Origin of the sequence: Leucothrix pacifica (genome assembly GCF_003172875.1) — a bacterium.
GTDB lineage: Bacteria > Pseudomonadota > Gammaproteobacteria > Thiotrichales > Thiotrichaceae > Leucothrix > Leucothrix pacifica.
In genome coordinates, this window is sequence record NZ_QGKM01000029.1 from 33,212 (window position 1) to 51,739 (window position 18,528).

An 18,528-nucleotide genomic window follows, 5' to 3' on the forward strand; every position below is an offset into this window, starting at 1 on the left:
ATCAGAAATTATGCAGAGCTTTCAAACCCTAAGCTGACGCTTACACCTCGAGTAGGCGAGGCATTATTTCGACCAAATTGCAGGGCCGAGTTCGATAATCTAACTGAGCTGAAATTAATTTTGTCCAGCCATCTTTACAAGCACCGGTTGATCCCGGTAAGCAGAAAATAAAAGTGCCATTCGCGACCCCTGCCACTGCACGGGACTGCAGGGTTGAAGTACCAATCAGATCATAAGACAACACACGGAACATCTCACCGAAGCCGTCAATCACCTTGTCAAACAAAGGCGCAATCGCCTCAGGCGTACCATCCCTACCGGTTAAGCCAGTGCCACCCGTGGTGACAATCGCCTGAATATCCGGATCAGCAATCCATTTTGAGACCATCACCCTTATTTCATAACGGTCGTCTCTGACAATCTGCTTATCAGCCGCGTGATGGCCATCTTTTTCAAGCAGTGATACCAGTGTTTGGCCAGACTTATCATCCGCCTCTGTACGGGAGTCCGAAACCGTCAAAACAGCTAAATTTAGCGGAATAAATTCTCTCTTATTAGACTCCATCACACTCACTCCCAGAAATAATACCAAGCAGGTCGTGCCGGATATTTACGAAAAAAATGTTCCCACTGCAGGTGGCATTTTTGCAGTAAATATCCGGCATGACCGACATTTTAATCTTTCTCTTCAATCCATGTCATTTGAATGGCTTCGAGAATCTTCTCATTGGAGCGCTCAGGATCATCATTAAACCCCTCTAACTCAGTCACCCAACGATGCAGATCCGTAAAACGAATATACTGCGGGTCCACATCAGGATGCGCTTCATCCAACTCGATGGCAATATCGAGTGTATCAGTCCACTTCAGTTCCATGTTATTTCCTCAGTGATGCTCTGAAACCATGTTAATGGTGTATTTAGGAATTTCAATCACTAAATCTTCATCCGCAACCTTAGCCTGACAGCTCAAACGTGAGTCAGGATCAACGCCCCAGGCCTTATCCAGATAATCTTCTTCCAGATCAGTCGCCTCTTCCAGCGAGTCAAAACCTTCACGAACATGCACGTGGCATGTCGTGCAAGCGCAAGACTTCTCACAGGCGTGCTCTATATGGATACCCTGCTTCAACGCTGCATCACAAAGACTGATTCCAGTTTCTGCTTCAATCACCGCGCCCTCAGGACATAACTCTTCATGAGGTAAAAATATAATCTGTGGCATAAGGTTAACTCTCAAACTCTGTAATATTGTGTCCCGACATGGCAGCTTGAATATTGCTGTCCATACGGCGGGCGACGTAGGTCTCTGCAGTTTTTTCCATGTGCTTAATTGCTGACTTCACAACATCAGCATCATCACTTTCACGCGCCTTCACTAATGCCTCACGTGCATCCAGCAAAGCCTGTTTTTCTGTTTCATTGAGTAGCTCATCAGCATCCTTAGCCATTGCACTATCCAAAGCCTCCAGAGAGCGATCAGCTTCAACTAACTGCTCACGCAAACGGCGCATGCTGACATCTTGCTTCGCGTTATCCATGGACGAGCGAATCATTGATTCTATTTCACCATCCGATAAACCGTATGAAGGTTTTACTTCGACACTGGTTTTAATACCCGTCGATTCTTCCTCAGCAAATACACTCAACAAGCCATCCGCATCAACCTGAAAGGTGACTTTGATACGTGCAGCGCCTGCCACCATAGGAGGAATCCCCCTTAGCGCAAACTTTGCCAGCGAACGACTCTCTTCAACGGTTTCGCGTTCACCTTGAAGTACATGTACGGTCATCGCCGTCTGACTATTTTTAAAGGTGGTAAATTCTTGCGCCCGGGTAATCGGAATAGTGGTATTACGTGGAATGATCTTTTCCACCAAGCCACCGTAAGTTTCTAAACCAAGCGACAGAGGCGTCACATCCAGCAATAACATGTCGCTGTCAGGCTTATTCCCCGCTAACAAATCAGCTTGGATGGCAGCGCCAATCGCCACAACTTTATCAGGATCGATATCCACTAGTGGCGGTTTATCAAAAAATTCGCCCACACGCTGTCTCACATAAGGCACGCGCGTAGAGCCGCCTACCATAACCACATCTGCGATCTGCTCTTTTTCAACACCCGCATCACGCACGGCACGTCGACAAACCAACAAGGTCTTTTTAACCAGCGGCTCTGCTAAAGCATTAAACTCAGCAACAGCAAGCGAGCCTGTCCATTCACCTAAGCAAACATCGACTGATTCAGCATCACTAAGTGCCTCTTTCGCACGACGTGCTTCAATCATTGCAGCACGCAACACATGAGCATCATCGGTAGACTGCTGGCCACTTTGAGCAAGTAGCCACTCTGCTATCACATGATCGAAGTCGTCCCCGCCCAGTGCTGAATCACCTCCGGTCGACATAACCTCAAAGACACCTCTATTCAACTTCAGCAAAGAAACATCGAATGTCCCACCGCCCAAGTCATAAATAGCGATGATTTTATTATCAGCATCTGCCTGTTGATCTAAACCATAAGCAACGGCAGCAGCGGTTGGCTCATTGAGTAGGCGGTAGACATTTAATCCTGCCAGACGCGCAGCATCTTTCGTTGCTTGTCGCTGGGCATCATCAAAGTAAGCCGGTACTGTTATTACAGTCCCCACTAACTCACCACCGAGTGTTGACTCCGCACGATCTTTTAATGCCTTAAGGATTTCAGACGAGACTTCTATCGCCGTCACTTTACCCGCACGGGTTTCAATCTGCGGCACATTACCTTCAGATTCATCAAAGCGGTACGGTAACTGCCCGGCTAGTGTCTTAATTTCACTAACAGCGCGTCCTAACAAGCGCTTGGCTGAAGCGATGGTATTTTCTAAGTCCGACCCCAAAGCCTTTTTAGCTTCAGTGCCGACAACAACACCACCATCTTCTAAGTACCGAACCACTGACGGCAACAGGTGATCGCCCTGTTCATCAGCCAGTGTACTAGCTTCACCGCTTCTGACCGAAGCAACTAATGAATTAGTAGTCCCTAAATCAATCCCCACAGCCAAACGGTGCTCGTGTGGCGCCGTTGACATACCCGGTTCTGATATTTGTAATAAAGCCATGCATTAACCTTTAAATTGCGTCATCTTCCAGGCGTTCTTCTTGCTGCTTGATCTCTCCCATCAAACGCTCGAAGAATTTTAATTTCAGTACTATCTGCTTAGCTTCATCGAATTGCCCCGCCTCAAACGCCTCAGCAAACGATTGCTGTAGTTCGAAGTTCTCTTTTTTCACATCACGGGATAACTCATCAATAGCATCCAGAGGATCACTGGCCTGAGCGACTTGCTCTAAGGCCTCGCGACGCTCCATTTGTGACATCAAAAAAGACATATCACTAGTGGTGTCACGCTCATCATCAAAATCAACACCATTAAGTGATAGTAAGTATCGCGCCCTAAGACGTGGACTTTGCAGAGTCTCCTGAGCTGTATTAATGAAACTAGTGACTTGTTGCGCGATTCGTTTAGCCTCATCCGTGCCGGAGGCAAAGCGGTCAGGGTGATGTTCAGTTTGTAGCTTGCGAAATGCAGCCGCTAAGGCATTGTCATCCAACACATACTGCACAGGTAAACCGAACAGTTCAAAGTAACTTTGTTTAAGATCTATCGACATGATGTTTTGACACTAGGCAGAGAGCAGAAACACAATGAGCCGATAATAACCGGCTCATTGCTTGATACGAGCAGAGGAGGAATCAGACAGTAAAGCTCTCACCACAGCCGCAAGCACCAGACTCATTCGGGTTGGTAAATTTAAATCCCTCATTGAGTCCTTCTTTGGTGTAATCCATGACCGTGCCGTCTAAATAAACGAGACTCTTGGCATCGACAATCAGGTTCACACCGTGATCTTCAAACACAGTATCGTGCTCATCAATCTCATCTGCAAACTCCATCACATACGCCATACCAGAACAGCCATGTGTTTTTACACCCAAACGTAAACCAACGCCTTTGCCACGTTTTTCTAAAAACGTCGTAACGCGATCTGCTGCTGTTTGTGTTAGTGAAATTGCCATGTTAATACCCTCATCACGCTATCGTTGTTCGCGAGATTACTGCTTGCTTTGGTAGTCGTCAATCGCTGCTTTAATTGCATCTTCAGCCAATACTGAACAGTGAACTTTTACAGGCGGCAACTCTAACTCTTCCGCGATGTCCGTGTTCTTGATTTCTTTAGCCTGATCTAAAGTTTTGCCTTTAACCCATTCTGTCAGAAGGCTTGAAGAAGCGATTGCCGAACCACAGCCGTATGTCTTGAATTTTGCGTCTGTAATCACGCCGCCGTCACCAACTTTGATTTGTAGGCGCATTACGTCACCACAAGCCGGTGCACCCACCATACCTGTACCGATTTCTGCGTCTTTTGCATCAAAAGAACCCACGTTACGAGGGTTGTCGTAGTGATCCATTACTTTTTTGCCGTATGCCATATCTATATCCTAAATCTTTAATTACCGAATCAATCGACTATTCTTAGTGTTCAGCCCAGACCACACTATCCAGATCTATACCGTCCTTATACATATCCCATAATGGGGACAGGTCACGTAGCTTTTCAACTGCCGCACGCGTTTGGCTAATTGCCAGGTCAACATCTTCAGTCGTTGTGAAACGACCGATAGTGAAACGTAAAGAGCTGTGTGCCAACTCATCGCTGCGACCCAAGGCACGTAACACATAACTTGGCTCCAGACTTGCACTGGTACAAGCAGAACCTGAAGATACCGCCACATCACTAAGTGACATCATCAGGCTTTCGCCTTCGACAAAGTTGAAGCTGATATTCAGATTGCCTGCAATACGATGATCAAAATCACCATTTACGTAAACTTCTTCCATATCTTTAAAGCCGTCGTACAGACGATCACGTAACATGCGGATGCGTTCGTTTTCAGTCGCCATTTCTTCTCTGGCAATCTTAAATGCTTCACCCATACCCACAATCTGGTGAGTCGGTAATGTCCCGGAGCGCATACCACGTTCATGACCACCACCGTGCATTTGTGCCTCAATTCTGACGCGAGGCTTACGACGTACAAACAACGCACCGATACCCTTAGGGCCGTATGCCTTATGAGCAGAGAAACTCATCAAATCAACTTTCATCGCCTCGACATCGACGGGCACTTTACCCGCGCTCTGCGCTGCATCCACGTGGAATACAATCTTGCGATCACGACAGATTTCACCGATTGCAGCGATATCCTGAATCACACCTGTTTCGTTGTTTACATGCATGATTGACACGACAGTCGTGTCATCACGAAGTGCATCTTCAAAGACTTTCAGATCCAACAAGCCGTTGGACATTGGGTCCAAATAAGTGACTTCATAACCTTCACGCTCTAGCTGACGACACGTATCCAACACAGCTTTGTGTTCAGTCTTCATAGTCACAATGTGCTTACCACGTCGCTCGTTGAAGTGTGCGGCACCTTTGATCGCCAGGTTGTTAGATTCAGTTGCGCCACTCGTCCAAACAATCTCACGAGAGTCTGCATTGATTAGCTTGGCTACTTCTTCGCGTGCTTCTTTGACTAAGTCCTCAGCGGCCCAGCCATGTGCGTGACTTCGCGATGCAGGGTTACCGAACACACCATCTAATGTCAGGCAGTTCATCATTTTCTCTGCGACGCGAGGATCGACTGGCGTTGTTGCCGAGTAATCCATATAAACCGGGGTTTTACCTTCACTCATCAGTATTACCTGCTTTCAATTCTTTAAATTCGAAATCAACCGTTAAGGTTGTGCAAGGTTGCCTCTTCAACAACCTTTTTGTTCTGACGCTCTGCAACTTCAATAACTTCTTTGCGCTTCATCATGTCTTCCAGTGTAATATCATCCAGAAAACTTTGAATTCGTCCACTCAGGTCAGCCCACAAATCATGCGTTAAACAACGCTTTGACTGCTGACAACCTTCGCTGCTATTTCCACAATTCGTGACATCGACGTTTTCATCAACCGCCAGAATAATACTCGACATAGCAATCTCAGCAGGCGAACGACTCAAGCTATAACCACCACCCGGGCCACGCATGCTCACGACAAGTCCGCGCTTGCGTAACTTTGAGAACAGCTGCTCCAGGTATGACAATGAAATATCTTGCCGGTCAGAAATATCTGCCAACGAAACAGGGCCATCTTGACTATGTAATGACAAATCCAACATTGCTGTCACAGCATATCGGCCTTTAGTTGTCAGTTTCATGATTGGTGCTCCACTCTGAATCCTGCATTTTGGCGCATACTAAAATACTTGACGGTTTTAATCAAGTATTCACAGAATCTTTGAGAGATTTAATCGGGGCACTGCATCGAGCAGCTGCTTGGTGTAAGTTTGGTGAGGGTTTTGACACACATCTGCAGTACTTCCCTGCTCCACAATCTTACCTGCTTTCATCACCACGACTTCATCACTGAGGTATTCAACCACTGCGATATTATGTGTGATAAACAACAGAGTCAGGTCGCGCTGTTGGCGTATCTCCAGCAGTAATTGTAACACTTCTGCCTGTACGGATACATCCAGCGCACTGGTAATTTCATCACACACAATAAACTCAGGATTTAAAACCAATGCACGCGCCAAACCGATACGTTGGCGTTGACCTCCGGAAAACTCATGAGGATAACGCCACAGGTGATCGGCACTTAACTGGACTTGCTCCAGCACCTTAGCCGCTCTTTCAATCCGATCCTCACGGCTCTCGCCAATACCATGAGCGGCCATTGGCTCAGTCAAGGTCGTCATAACCTTCAAACGAGGATTCAATGATGAGTGCGGATCCTGAAACGCAATCTGCATGCGTGGTCGTACCGGGCGTAATGCCTCTGCACTCAAACCAGTTAGCTCCTGCCCTGTCAACTTGACACTACCGGATGTTGGCTTCTCTAACTGAAGGATTGCCCGACCGAGTGTTGTCTTACCGCAGCCAGATTCGCCAACCAATGCCATGATGCTACCTTTCCTGATATCCAGATCAATACCATCAACCGCTTTAACATGATCTACAACCCGACGAAATAATCCTTTTTTAATCGGAAACCAGACATTCAAATCCCTTACTTCCACAAGTGAGGCTGCCACATCACTGGAAACAGGCGAAACTGCATCTATATCAAGTCCAGACGAGTTGTATTGCTCAGACGCCGGCTTATTGCTTATCGAGCCTGAACCAGCGATAACTGAATCCGGGCGCTTCAGGTTTTCCGGCACAGAAGCTAATAACTGCTGAGTGTAAGGATGCTGCGGATTCGCCAAAACCTCTTTGGTCGTACCCTCTTCAACCAACTTACCGTATTGCATCACACCGACGCGATGCGCCATCTGGGCAACCACACCAAAATCATGTGTAATAAATAAAAGAGCCATACCTTTATCGAGCTGCAACTCTCTCATCAGCTCAAGAATTTCAGCCTGCACGGTGACATCTAACGCGGTGGTTGGCTCATCTGCAATCAACAAGTCTGGCTTACACGCCAAAGCCATCGCGATCATCACTCGCTGACGCTGTCCACCCGACAACATATGTGGATAGTCATCAATGCGTGACTCAGGCGACTTAATTTGCACCTGTTCAAGCGCCTCTATTGCCTGCTGGCGTGCCTCCGTATCTGATAACCCCGTATTATGCAGTTGCAAGGCTTCAACAATCTGCTCGCCGATACTAAACACCGGATTGAGCGAGGTCATTGGCTCCTGAAAGATCATCGCGATACGCGCACCACGAATCTTCCGCATTGAAGGCTCAGCCAGACTCAATAAATCCACTTGCTCTACTGAACCAGCATCATTTCGCCAGTCAAACTGAATAGAGCCGGATGGGTGTGATGCAATACCCGCAGGCAACAACTGCATTACAGATAAGGCACAAATCGACTTACCACTACCTGACTCACCCACCAGACAGAATGTTTCACCTTTGGCTATTTTAAAACTGACGCCATCGACGGCTTTTACCGTTTTACCACCGCTATTCAGGTGAGTATGTAAATCGCTGACTTCCAATAAACTCATGAGACCACCCCGGCTTTGCGGGCCAACTGAGGATCTACCGCATCACGCAGCGCCTCACCCATCAGGTTATAGGAAAACACGGTCAAAAAGATTGCACCACCGGGAAATGCCGCCATCCACCAATTAAATACAGATGACTTAACGGCTTCATTCAACATACCACCCCAAGAGGGTGCTTCCACTGGCCCTAACCCCAGAAAACTTAAGGTCGCTTCAGTCAGAATAGCTGCCGCCACACCAAAGCTTGCGACTACCAACACTGGTGCAATGCCGTTTGGCAACATGTGTCTGAACAGAATAGATCTCAGTGGCAAACCACTGGCTATAGCAGCTTGCACATAATCCTGCTTACGTAATTTAAGGAACTCAGCACGCACGTATCGGGCATACCCCGACCACCCTGTGACACCAATAATGATCATAATGATGTAAATGCTACGCCCGAAGAATGCGACGAAGGCAAGTATTAGAAATAGCACCGGAATCGCTTCAAAAATCTCTACCAGACGCATCCCCAGCATGTCAAAACGGCCTGCGAAATAGCCCATCTGTCCACCAATAATCACACCAATCACCATGGAGATACCGGTAGCAATAAAGCCAATACTCAGTGCAACACGCGATGCATGAATCATTCGACTCGCTACATCAGAGCCGGTTGAGTCTGTTCCCATATAATGCGGGGCCACACCGGTAAAAGTAGGCGCCTGTAAGATCGTATTGCTAAAGTCACGCAGGTAATCACTTGGTGAAAATGGAATCATCGGCATGACTTGCCAGTCGTATAAGCCATTGGCGATATTCTCACGGAACTGTTCGTAGACAATCGTTTTGGGAGGTGACAATGACGTCAACCCAACCACAAGACTAATCAATACCGCAGCGGCTAAAATCCATAGTTTGGTTGAAAAGGCAATCGGCAGCTTCCACAACAGTACGCCGACAATAAACACTACCATCAGCACCAAATCTTCAGTACTCAGATAACGAATGATCGGTGCCGAAACGACGCCATTCTCACTCACTAATAGCGGCATACTATTTGCTAATAACGGGGCGAAACAGGCAAAGAACGCCAACACCAGCACCCAAAACAACCCTATTCTGGCACCCCAACCAGAAAAAGCGGTACGTGTAATTTGCTTGGTATACGATTCACCGATATGAGTTTGCTCAATCATATTGCACCCTCGGATCAGCTAGTGTGTACATGAGATCAGAGATCAAATATCCCACCAGAGTCAACAAACCAGAAATTAGTGTTATGGACAAAACCAACTCGCGATCACGCGCCTGAACCGCTTCAATGACTAACTTACCCATGCCATCGATAGAAAAGATCTGCTCAACAATAACGGAGCCAGCCAATAAACCCGGCAACAGCCCAGCCAATATTGTAATTAGCGGTAATAGGCTGTTTCTGAAGACATGTTGCCAGAGCACGTCTTCTTCTGCGACGCCTTTCGCTCTGGCCGTGCGCGCATAGTCTGCATTTAAATTTTCCAGAATTGAGGTGCGCATGATTTTTGCCAGAGAAGCAAACCCTGCATAGGATAGGACAATCGTCGGTAGCACCAAGTGCCACAACCTATCCAGCAAGAAACCGCGTGCAAAATCACCACTTAACCATTGCATCGCTAATAACCACGCCAAACCAAAACCGATAAAAGCGAATACGCAGACTCTGAGAATCGCTGACTCACTGCGGCCAATCAAATACATAAATGCAGCAAGCAGAATTGGCCAAATAACCCAATTAGCCAATATATAGTCAGGATGTGCGATTGCCATCCAGACACCTGCCGCCAAGCCTAGTCCTGCCGCCAGCATTGCCCGAAGATTCCGAGAAGGCAGACGAGCCAACATGACCGCACAAAACACCGTGACCAACCCAATGACGAGTAACTTTATAATATCGATAAGTGATGACCAATGCGGAAGGAATGGCATTTGGTAGGCTTCACTTGAACTCAGTCCACTCGTGGGAAACCACTGCCAATGTTGAATGCTGGCAAAAAAGCCAATCAACAAAACACCCACAAGCATTGAAGGCAAAGACCACAGCGCGAGCATAATGACATTGGAACTGACATCGAAGCGCCCTCCCCGATCACGGGCGGCATTCATCCCTACGACAATCGCAACCAAATAAATCAGTGGTACAGTGATGACATTTAATAGCAGCGTAATTGGCAAACGCTCCTTAATTAGTGCAATCACGGATTGACCAAAGAAAACACTCTCACCCAAGTCAGAACCTTTGCTAAATGAGAATTGTTTATTCTCACGATTCTCATCGTAGACAAAACCGATCGGCGATACGTTGTTAAGCCACCTCAGATATTGCAAGGGAGCAGGATCATCCAGACCATAACGCTTGTTGTAGTAATCAATTTTGGCCTGCTTTTGCTCGGGTTTGAGGTCAGCACCACCAACTAGCATAGCGCCTGTCAAACCACCCGGTGACATAGCCATAATAGTGAAGACTACGATAGTGATTCCAAACAACGTTGGAATCATGAGCAGCAGACGACGCAGTAAATAAGTCAGCATATTGAGATCACCTCAATCACTGGTATTTTTGCGAGGCTTTTGGCACATAAACCTCAGTAGGCTGAAGGCTTAAATTCAACCCAATATTAGTCAGCTCCAGATTTTGTATACGTTTATCAATAAACACTAACGATTTGCGACGACTCAGGAAGGTATAAGGCTGCTCATCATAAAACACGCCTTCCGCCTGCTGCCAGATTGGCATGCGTTTTGACTCATCCACCACCACACGCGCTTGCTCGATCAACTTATCCAGCTTCTCACTTTTATAATTAATGAAATTATTCCCATTGGTCTTGGTTTGCGAGCTGTGGAACATTTGATAGACATCAGTCTCCAATCCACTCGTCCAACCCAAAATTGTGGCATCAAAATTCTTTTGATCCAGTCGCTCCAACATAACGGACCACTCAGTAGGCTCCGGTTCAAGCTGCACACCGGCACGGGCATACATGTCTTTCAACATTAAGACCAGACGCTTGGTATCTTCACTACTTTGTGCGTACATTAACTTGAAGCTAAATGGCTTTCCTTCAGCGTCTTCCAAAACACCGTCGTTATCGCGGTCTTCGTAACCCGCTTCTTTTAACAGGGATTTTGCCTTGCCGACATCTGCAACTCTAGGTTTCAGATTGGGATCATGCTGTTTACTACGCGGACTAAATGGGCTGATTGCAGGCTCTGCATAACCTAGATATACATCTTTAATAATTTTGTCGCGATCTGTCAGATACGTCATCGCCTGACGCACACGCTTATCTGCGAAACGTGTTTTATCTTCACCAGACTGCTGATTCCAGCCAATATAGCTATAACCTGCTACCGGACTCATATATTCGAAGTTTTGGCTTTTTTCAGTCAGAGCATCATCTTTCAGCAGTTTTTGGTACTCAATGGGACGCGCACTATAAACATCGATATCACCATTACGATAAGTGGTTAATCGCGCACTATCGTTCTGAATAATCTTCCACACTAGCTTATCGAAACTCGGCTGTACTGCTCCCCAATAACGCGGGTTGCGAATCAACTCAATTGTTCCCTGATCTGAAGTCCATGACTTTGGATCAGCTAAACGGTACGGACCTGACCCGATAAGCAAGCCTTTGGATTCATTGAATGTTTCTGCTTTATCAGCATATTCTTCGTAGAAATGTTTTGCCAAAATCGGCATACCGCCTGCTGCACCCAATGCTTCAAAGTAAGGCTCTTTGAAAACAAAGACGACCTCATAAGGGGCTTTTGCAGTCACACTTTTTATTTTTTCATAATAAGCACGCTCACCTGGTGCCTTGATCGCCTCATTCATAATAAATGAAAACGTGAACGCAACATCTTCAGCAGTCAGTGGCTTACCATCAGAGAAAATGACGTTTTCGTTGAGCTTAAAAGTGATCGTCAGTCCGTCATCACTGATCTTCCAACTTTTCGCAACTACGCCCGACCAATCTAATGTATCCGGGTTGCGGGTGATCAGAGACTCCAGCACATTCTCCTGAATATCACTGGCATACGCGTCACTGGACACAAGCGGGGTAATGGTCTTGACCGTGCTACTAAACGTCTGAACCTTCCAGTCGCCTTGTGCATAGTCGGGTTTCTGGCTAGCGACATATGCACGATTAAACGCTTCAGGAACTGCGGGCTGAATGGCAACAGATGAAGCAGCTTGTGAAGCCTGAGTAGCTGATGTCTCTGAGTCAGACGCTACATTTTGCGTTCCCGCAGGTTTTGCAGCGATTTGTTGAACGATTAAACCTTCGCTCCAGGAACGTTGTAGCTTACCCACCGAGGAACGAACATCCTGTACATCTTTAGCCTGCTCAGACACAGAAATTTGCATTTCATTGAGCTTATTCCATTGCCGATCTACCTGGTACATAACCAGAATTAACAACACAACAACCAAGGTGAGTAAAACGTAGAGAATGATATCGCGAGTGGTGAGTCTTTTCTGCATAGTAAGCAATTACATATCTGTTGATGTAATCACACTATAACTAGCTTGTGTGAATTATTCCAGCAAGGCAGGTAAACGGGCCTACCAGTTTAACCGCACGCCGATTGAATTTGTCTGCGAGCCTTCACTGTCACTCTCGAAAGGCGCTAATAGCGAGTCTGTATCGAATGATTTTTGAGTGTGATTGACGTAGATAGATGTTGAATTCGTGATGTTATAACCCGCTTCAAATGACAAGGCATTATAGTCACGACTCAACTCATCACCTTCGCCAGAGATACTATCCAGATCAAAGCCGACTGATCCATATTGCCCGACCACATAAGCTCTGGGCGTCATATTATATTTAGCACCCACCATAAATGATGTTGAGTTTGCACTGGCTTCATCATCTTTAGCATCACCAACAGCAAACTTCTCCGCAACAACATCAACACGTATTCTGCTGTTATTTCTGCTTTTGTAGGTAACCCGCCCCTTGATGGCACTACTGTTTTCCGGCGTGCGACGATAAGCGATAGCCGCTTCATAAGGGCCTTTTTTGGTATTTAAAACCACCCCGATAGAATCACCACCCTCACCGGAGTCATCCTCGGCGAACTGAGCACCCACGGCAAAAGCGCCAGATTTTTTCAGATACGTCATGGAGTTCGGCAACACATCGTCACCACGCATGATTAAATCGTACGCTCCGTCAATCTTGTGTTGATCTGCATCAACTGTCGCCATACGGTCTATTGAATCATGTCGACCAACTCGTATCTGACCTTGCCTGGAAGTCACACCTACCCAAGCATTGCGCTGCTCATCAGAATCTTGATCAAACAGGTCATAACTGGTTATAGGGTTACTGTCTTTTAAGCTAAATCCCACATCGTAGCGACCGATGAATCCTACGGACGAAGAAGCACCCGAGCCAGATATTCCAAGATCATACAGGGAGTTTTCAGACAAATCAGAGTTGTCAGCCGTTACCACAGATGCTGATGTGAAAGATATAAAGAACAAAATTGGTGTTATTATTTTTGTCATTTGTATTCCTTGCTGGCCCGACAAGTAAACGTAATTAGTGTTACGTAGGATTCATACTATATTTAGTGTTGTTTAAAAGCAACATCGTTCATACAAACGGCCATAAACAAAAAAGGAGCTGCAAAATAAATTGCAACTCCTCTTTGTGTTGTGTCGTGCAGTTGTTGCTTAACGCTTAGAGAACTGAGTCGCCTTACGTGCTTTGTGCAAACCAACTTTCTTACGCTCAACTTTACGTGCATCACGTGTCAGGAAGCCACTACGCTTCAGAACATCACGATGACCTTCGTTGAACTCAAGCAATGCTCTGGCAATACCTAAACGGATTGCGCCTGCCTGCCCGCTATCACCGCCACCTTTTACAGTCACGTTGATATCGAATGTTTCTACTGACTCAGTCGCATCTAAAGGCTGACGAACAACCATGCGAGAAGTCTCACGTCCGAAATAATCTTCAATCGCCAACTTGTTGATAGTGATGTTTCCAGACCCGCTTTTCATGAAAACGCGTGCTGAAGAAGACTTTCGACGACCTGTTCCGTAATACTGTGTATCAGCCATTGCTCTGATTCTCTAAATCTTATTAATCTTAAACTTCTAAAGGTTGAGGCTGTTGAGCATGATGATTATGCTCCGGACCTGCGTACACTTTAAGTTTGCGATACATATCACGACCTAGAGGACCTTTAGGTAACATACCTTTAACCGCTAGTTCGATAATGCGCTCAGGTGCTTTAGCCTGAAGCTTCTCAAAACTGATGGACTTCAGATTACCAACGTAGCCAGTATGTCTGTAGTACATCTTGTCAGTAAACTTTTTGCCAGTTACTGCCACTTTTTCTGCGTTGATCACAACGATGTAATCACCTGTGTCGATGTGTGGCGTGTAGATTGGCTTGTGCTTACCACGTAGACGTGATGCAATCTCGCTGGCCAAACGACCAAGTGCTTTGCCCTCGGCATCTACGACAAACCAGTCGCGCTTAACCTCTGCCGGCTTTGCACTGTATGTTCCCATGTCAATTCTCCAGGAAATGAAGCTAATTCTGTTTGGTATTGAATGCTTGACCAGAAAATCTAATCAAATTCAAAGAACGCAGCATTCTAGGTGAATCACCCCTTAGACTCAAGCGCTTTTTTATGCTTTTTTTAAATTGCTTGAGCAGAAATTTGCAACCGCAGAGCCAAGGATGAGTCTAAACTCTGATTGCTACCGTTTATAGTGTCAGAGATCATGATCGCATAACAATCATAATGTCGGAGGATTACTTCATGTTCAGTCGTTTACAAAATCTGATCTGGGATAAAATCGTCGCTTGGCTCAACGCTATACCTGAAGCCAATAAGAACATGGACGCAATCAACAATCAGGAAAAGCTGCTATCTGAGCTACAACCTGCTGACGTTATTCTGTTTGAAGGCAAGTCACGCGTTGGTGACATTATAAAGCTAATCACTCTTTCTCCCTGGATTCACTCCGCACTTTATATCGGTCGCCTCAGCGAGATACAGGACAAAGTCGCCCGTGACCGAATCCGCAAGTTTTATGATGGTGATGAGAACGATCAATTAGTGATTGAATCATTATTAGGTTACGGAACCGTCGTCCACCCTATGAAGAAGTATCTGGATGACAACCTGCGAGTTTGCCGTCCCAGCCACCTCAGGAGGAATGATCAAAGCCGCGTTGTATGTTTTGCGGCTGAGCACTTAGGTCTAGCTTACGACGTTCGGCAGCTTTTAGATCTCGCACGCTTTTTCTTCCCTTACGGACTGATGCCCAAACATTGGCGCTCCAGCATATTCCAACACAACGCTGGCAAACCGACGCATGTAGTTTGCTCTGGTATGATCGCCAGATGTTTTCAAAGTGTTAACTACCCTATACTCCCTGTGGTCGTAACCAGCGATAATGAACACAAGAAAATCTACAAACGCAATTTCAGACTCTTTGTACCTGCAGACTTTGACTATTCGCCATATTTTGAAATTGTTAAGTTTCCCGAACTGGATTTAACCAACACACACAGTCATAGTTATTTACCATGGGAAGACCCGGTTGGTGATGATTTACCGATGATTATTGCCCGTCCAGAGACCGAACCAGAACTAGCAAAGCGTAGTGCATTAACAGGAGGCTCATCATGACATCGTCACTTATAGCTCTACTCAGCCTTATTGCCCTCTTATTATTGATTGGCTATTTAAGACTGCCATCCCGCAAAGGTTCTGGCCTTATTCTGACCTGGTTGGTTGGAGTCCTGATTACCGGCAGCTGGGGAAATGGGATTTGGATACTCGCAGCATTAGCGACCGTAATTCTATTAGTCATTAATATCCCTGCTCTGAGGCATTCATTAGTGAGCAAGCCATCACTTAAGCTGCTGAAAAAGAACCTACCACAAATATCAGAAACTGAGCAGCAAGCACTGGAAGCGGGTAACACATGGTGGGATGCGGAACTATTCTCTGGCAAGCCTGACTGGAAGCATCTCCGTGACCTATCCAGCAGCAGCCTCACTACCGAAGAACAGGCGTTTATCAATGGTCCGGTTGAAGATATCTGCCAACAACTTGATGACTGGAAAATCACCCATGAGGATTTGGACTTACCTTCTGCGATTTGGCAGCAGCTAAAACAACAAGGCTTCTTTGGCATGATTATCCCGAAACAATACGGTGGTCTTGGCTTTTCAGCGATTGCGCACTCTGAAGTCGTGATGAAAATTGCCTCTCGCAGCATTACCGCTGGGGTCACCGTCATGGTGCCTAACTCATTAGGGCCTGGTGAATTACTCCACCGATATGGTACGGATGAGCAGAAAAATCACTTCCTGCCGCGTTTGGCAAAAGGTGAAGAGATACCCTGTTTCGCATTGACCGGCCCGGAAGCTGGTAGTGATGCCAGTGCGATTCCGGACACAGGCATAGTTTGCAAACAGGATTTTGATGGCAAGAAAGACGTACTCGGTATTCGGCTGAATTGGGAGAAACGCTATATCACACTGGCGCCTGTCGCTACATTACTAGGATTGGCTTTCCAGTTGCAAGACCCTGATCACTTACTGGGTGATGAAACGAATGTCGGCATCACACTCGCCTTGATTCCAACAGACACACAGGGTGTGCGCATTGGTAAACGTCACTTCCCCTTAAATATTCCATTTCAAAATGGCCCGATCTGGGGCGATGATGTGTTCATCCCAATGGATTGGTTAATCGGCGGTGTAGCCCAAGCTGGCAATGGCTGGCAGATGCTAGTGGAGTGTCTTGGTGAAGGTCGGGGCATATCACTACCGGCACTTGCTACAGGAGCCGGAAAGTTACTAAGCCACACCACCGGTGCTTACGCTGGTGTCAGAAAGCAATTTGGAACGGCCATCGGCAAGTTTGAAGGTATAGAAGAACCACTCGCGGAAATCCTAGCGACAACCTATATCATGGATGCCGGACGCCGCCTCACTGCCACCGCAATTGATCAGGACCAAAAGCCAGCGGTTATTACGGCATTATTGAAATATCAGTTAACTGAGCGTATGCGTGTCATCGTCAATCATGCGATGGATATTCAAGGAGGATCAGGAGTTTGTCTCGGACCAGATAATTATTTGGGTCGCTTGTATCAGGCCGTGCCTATCGGTATCACCGTGGAAGGTGCCAATATTCTGACACGCAGTTTAATCGTTTTTGGACAAGGCGCGATACGCTGTCACCCTTACCTGCTGGACGAAATCAAGGCAGCTCAAGATGACGACCTTGCACAATTAGATAAGACGCTGTTTGCGCATTTCGGCTTTGTGTTTAGCAACTTAAGTCGTAGTATCTGGTTCGGCTTCACCAATGCCTTTTTTGAATCGCCGGGCACACCAATGACCCGCAAATACTACCGCAGGCTAATTCGCCTCAGCGCAGGGTTTGCACTACTCACTGATTACGCCCTACTCACTCTGGGAGGCACCTTAAAGCGGCGTGAACGTTTGTCAGGTCGCTTTGCTGATATTCTGGCAAACCTGTACTTATGCTCAGCTGTTCTGAAACACTTTGAAGATCAGGGTGAACCTTATGCTGACCAGCCTTTGCTGGACTACAGCTGCCAAAGCTTAATACATGATGCTCAACAGGCTATGTTAGCAGTATTTTATAATCTACCCTTACCATGGGCAGGTAAAGTCTTACGCTTCTTTATGTTTCCGTTTGGAAAGCCTTACTCACCACCACCAGACAAGTTGATTCATGCCACGGCCCAACTAGCCATTAAACCAAGTGCTACACGTAAACGTCTTTGCGCGGGGATTTACCTCAGCGACTCTCCTGACGATCTAACCGGACGGATTGAATATGCATTCCAGCTGGCACATCAAGCTAAAGCCGCTGAGACTCGTCTGAAACGACTAGTAAAAGACGGTCGACTGACCTCAATGACAGAGGAGTCCCGCATTCAGGAAGCTTTAGAGAAATCACTGATCAATCAAGATGATGCGGATCTGCTGCTTAAAGCCAGAGAGGCAATGTTAAATGCAATCAAAGTTAATTCGTTTGAGCCTGAAACTTTAAAATCAAGCGGCTTTTAAAGCTTTACACTCTGCTGATGCAATCTCTTTCGTCTTTAAAAGAGATTGCTGGCAGCATTTGTTTACTTCACAACAGATGTGAGGACACTATGAGCTGATCTATCTGTAATACGTTAGTGAGTAATCCAGAAAGCGACTCTACACAACAGCCAACTGTCTGACTACTAAAACTATTTCGCTTGCAGCACTTCCCATGAAACCTCTACCTCACCAGCATCACCAGCAATGTATGCCGAATCACCGGTAATGGTGACGGATAAGTCCATGGTGCGTTTCACTAAACCCGCCAAGGCTTCCACACTTTCCCATGGGAACCGGTAGAATGAAGCATTCAACCTAAAATCCTCAGTT

19 protein-coding genes are annotated in these 18,528 nt (G+C 46.4%); 2 read left to right on the forward strand and 17 right to left on the reverse strand.

The window, feature by feature from the left end:
- Positions 1 to 40: 40 nt before the first annotated feature.
- The 16 genes from moaB to rplM form a co-directional block, all read right to left on the reverse strand.
- Positions 41 to 565: a molybdenum cofactor biosynthesis protein B gene (gene moaB, locus DKW60_RS11495; RefSeq protein WP_109837803.1), complete on the reverse strand. Its 525-nt coding sequence runs from the start codon at positions 563 to 565 to the stop codon at positions 41 to 43.
- Positions 566 to 675: 110 nt separating this feature from the next.
- Complete coding sequence (gene iscX, locus DKW60_RS11500) at positions 676 to 876, reverse strand: Fe-S cluster assembly protein IscX (protein ID WP_109837804.1); 201 nt, start codon at positions 874 to 876, stop codon at positions 676 to 678.
- Between the two features lie 9 nt (positions 877 to 885).
- Positions 886 to 1,224, reverse strand: coding sequence for an ISC system 2Fe-2S type ferredoxin (fdx, locus tag DKW60_RS11505; RefSeq protein ID WP_109837805.1), 339 nt, complete (start codon positions 1,222 to 1,224; stop codon positions 886 to 888).
- A 4-nt stretch (positions 1,225 to 1,228) separates the two neighbouring features.
- The gene (gene hscA / locus DKW60_RS11510; RefSeq protein ID WP_109837806.1) at positions 1,229 to 3,100 is read right to left on the reverse strand and encodes a Fe-S protein assembly chaperone HscA; all 1,872 of its coding nucleotides are present in this window, start codon (positions 3,098 to 3,100) and stop codon (positions 1,229 to 1,231) included.
- A 10-nt stretch (positions 3,101 to 3,110) separates the two neighbouring features.
- The gene (gene hscB / locus DKW60_RS11515; protein WP_181389672.1) at positions 3,111 to 3,653 is read right to left on the reverse strand and encodes a Fe-S protein assembly co-chaperone HscB; all 543 of its coding nucleotides are present in this window, start codon (positions 3,651 to 3,653) and stop codon (positions 3,111 to 3,113) included.
- Between the two features lie 82 nt (positions 3,654 to 3,735).
- Positions 3,736 to 4,059, reverse strand: a complete 324-nt coding sequence (gene iscA, locus DKW60_RS11520) for an iron-sulfur cluster assembly protein IscA (RefSeq protein ID WP_109837808.1) — start codon at positions 4,057 to 4,059, stop codon at positions 3,736 to 3,738.
- 36 nt (positions 4,060 to 4,095) lie between these two features.
- Positions 4,096 to 4,473 (reverse strand): Fe-S cluster assembly scaffold IscU, encoded by a 378-nt coding sequence (gene iscU / locus DKW60_RS11525; RefSeq protein ID WP_109837809.1) that lies wholly within the window; start codon positions 4,471 to 4,473, stop codon positions 4,096 to 4,098.
- Between the two features lie 43 nt (positions 4,474 to 4,516).
- Entirely contained in the window at positions 4,517 to 5,740 is a 1,224-nt protein-coding gene (locus tag DKW60_RS11530) for an IscS subfamily cysteine desulfurase (protein WP_109837810.1), read from the reverse strand.
- A gap of 35 nt (positions 5,741 to 5,775) precedes the next feature.
- Complete coding sequence (locus DKW60_RS11535) at positions 5,776 to 6,252, reverse strand: Rrf2 family transcriptional regulator (protein WP_109837811.1); 477 nt, start codon at positions 6,250 to 6,252, stop codon at positions 5,776 to 5,778.
- Positions 6,253 to 6,321: 69 nt separating this feature from the next.
- Positions 6,322 to 8,061, reverse strand: a complete 1,740-nt coding sequence (locus tag DKW60_RS11540) for an ABC transporter ATP-binding protein (protein ID WP_109837812.1) — start codon at positions 8,059 to 8,061, stop codon at positions 6,322 to 6,324.
- A complete protein-coding gene (locus tag DKW60_RS11545; protein ID WP_109837813.1) occupies positions 8,058 to 9,242 on the reverse strand; it encodes an ABC transporter permease in 1,185 nt (394 codons plus the stop codon). The genes DKW60_RS11540 and DKW60_RS11545 overlap by 4 nt, the downstream gene beginning before the upstream one ends.
- A complete protein-coding gene (locus DKW60_RS11550) occupies positions 9,235 to 10,614 on the reverse strand; it encodes an ABC transporter permease (RefSeq protein ID WP_109837814.1) in 1,380 nt (459 codons plus the stop codon). The genes DKW60_RS11545 and DKW60_RS11550 overlap by 8 nt, the downstream gene beginning before the upstream one ends.
- Before the next feature lie 16 nt (positions 10,615 to 10,630).
- The gene (locus tag DKW60_RS11555) at positions 10,631 to 12,574 is read right to left on the reverse strand and encodes a peptide-binding protein (RefSeq protein WP_109837815.1); all 1,944 of its coding nucleotides are present in this window, start codon (positions 12,572 to 12,574) and stop codon (positions 10,631 to 10,633) included.
- A gap of 81 nt (positions 12,575 to 12,655) precedes the next feature.
- Positions 12,656 to 13,606: a porin gene (locus tag DKW60_RS11560; protein WP_109837816.1), complete on the reverse strand. Its 951-nt coding sequence runs from the start codon at positions 13,604 to 13,606 to the stop codon at positions 12,656 to 12,658.
- Positions 13,607 to 13,774: 168 nt separating this feature from the next.
- Positions 13,775 to 14,167, reverse strand: coding sequence for a 30S ribosomal protein S9 (gene rpsI / locus DKW60_RS11565; protein ID WP_109837817.1), 393 nt, complete (start codon positions 14,165 to 14,167; stop codon positions 13,775 to 13,777).
- A gap of 28 nt (positions 14,168 to 14,195) precedes the next feature.
- A complete protein-coding gene (rplM, locus tag DKW60_RS11570; RefSeq protein WP_109837818.1) occupies positions 14,196 to 14,624 on the reverse strand; it encodes a 50S ribosomal protein L13 in 429 nt (142 codons plus the stop codon).
- 254 nt (positions 14,625 to 14,878) lie between these two features.
- On the opposite strand from rplM, the gene DKW60_RS11575 reads away from it, so the two are divergent.
- Positions 14,879 to 15,754, forward strand: a complete 876-nt coding sequence (locus tag DKW60_RS11575) for a YiiX/YebB-like N1pC/P60 family cysteine hydrolase (protein ID WP_245929692.1) — start codon at positions 14,879 to 14,881, stop codon at positions 15,752 to 15,754.
- Positions 15,751 to 18,177 carry an acyl-CoA dehydrogenase gene (locus DKW60_RS11580; protein WP_109837820.1) on the forward strand — a complete coding sequence of 809 codons (2,427 nt, stop codon included), beginning with the start codon at positions 15,751 to 15,753 and terminating at the stop codon, positions 18,175 to 18,177. Before DKW60_RS11575 ends, DKW60_RS11580 begins: the two co-directional genes overlap by 4 nt.
- A 170-nt stretch (positions 18,178 to 18,347) precedes the next feature.
- Here the strand turns inward: DKW60_RS11580 and DKW60_RS11585 are convergent.
- Positions 18,348 to 18,528 (reverse strand): YaeQ family protein (locus tag DKW60_RS11585; protein WP_146203474.1); only part of this gene is annotated, 181 nt, incomplete at its 5' end.

What these genes read in the sequence shown, in the direction of transcription:
- moaB (WP_109837803.1), bottom strand. Translation starts at nt 565, where the DNA reads ATGGAGTCTAATAAGAGAGAATTTATTCCGCTAAATTTAGCTGTTTTG.
- iscX (WP_109837804.1), bottom strand. Translation starts at nt 876, where the DNA reads ATGGAACTGAAGTGGACTGATACACTCGATATTGCCATCGAGTTGGAT.
- fdx (WP_109837805.1), bottom strand. Translation starts at nt 1,224, where the DNA reads ATGCCACAGATTATATTTTTACCTCATGAAGAGTTATGTCCTGAGGGC.
- hscA (WP_109837806.1), bottom strand. Translation starts at nt 3,100, where the DNA reads ATGGCTTTATTACAAATATCAGAACCGGGTATGTCAACGGCGCCACAC.
- hscB (WP_181389672.1), bottom strand. Translation starts at nt 3,653, where the DNA reads ATGTCGATAGATCTTAAACAAAGTTACTTTGAACTGTTCGGTTTACCT.
- iscA (WP_109837808.1), bottom strand. Translation starts at nt 4,059, where the DNA reads ATGGCAATTTCACTAACACAAACAGCAGCAGATCGCGTTACGACGTTT.
- iscU (WP_109837809.1), bottom strand. Translation starts at nt 4,473, where the DNA reads ATGGCATACGGCAAAAAAGTAATGGATCACTACGACAACCCTCGTAAC.
- DKW60_RS11530 (WP_109837810.1), bottom strand. Translation starts at nt 5,740, where the DNA reads ATGAGTGAAGGTAAAACCCCGGTTTATATGGATTACTCGGCAACAACG.
- DKW60_RS11535 (WP_109837811.1), bottom strand. Translation starts at nt 6,252, where the DNA reads ATGAAACTGACAACTAAAGGCCGATATGCTGTGACAGCAATGTTGGAT.
- DKW60_RS11540 (WP_109837812.1), bottom strand. Translation starts at nt 8,061, where the DNA reads ATGAGTTTATTGGAAGTCAGCGATTTACATACTCACCTGAATAGCGGT.
- DKW60_RS11545 (WP_109837813.1), bottom strand. Translation starts at nt 9,242, where the DNA reads ATGATTGAGCAAACTCATATCGGTGAATCGTATACCAAGCAAATTACA.
- DKW60_RS11550 (WP_109837814.1), bottom strand. Translation starts at nt 10,614, where the DNA reads ATGCTGACTTATTTACTGCGTCGTCTGCTGCTCATGATTCCAACGTTG.
- DKW60_RS11555 (WP_109837815.1), bottom strand. Translation starts at nt 12,574, where the DNA reads ATGCAGAAAAGACTCACCACTCGCGATATCATTCTCTACGTTTTACTC.
- DKW60_RS11560 (WP_109837816.1), bottom strand. Translation starts at nt 13,606, where the DNA reads ATGACAAAAATAATAACACCAATTTTGTTCTTTATATCTTTCACATCA.
- rpsI (WP_109837817.1), bottom strand. Translation starts at nt 14,167, where the DNA reads ATGGCTGATACACAGTATTACGGAACAGGTCGTCGAAAGTCTTCTTCA.
- rplM (WP_109837818.1), bottom strand. Translation starts at nt 14,624, where the DNA reads ATGGGAACATACAGTGCAAAGCCGGCAGAGGTTAAGCGCGACTGGTTT.
- DKW60_RS11575 (WP_245929692.1), top strand. Translation starts at nt 14,879, where the DNA reads ATGTTCAGTCGTTTACAAAATCTGATCTGGGATAAAATCGTCGCTTGG.
- DKW60_RS11580 (WP_109837820.1), top strand. Translation starts at nt 15,751, where the DNA reads ATGACATCGTCACTTATAGCTCTACTCAGCCTTATTGCCCTCTTATTA.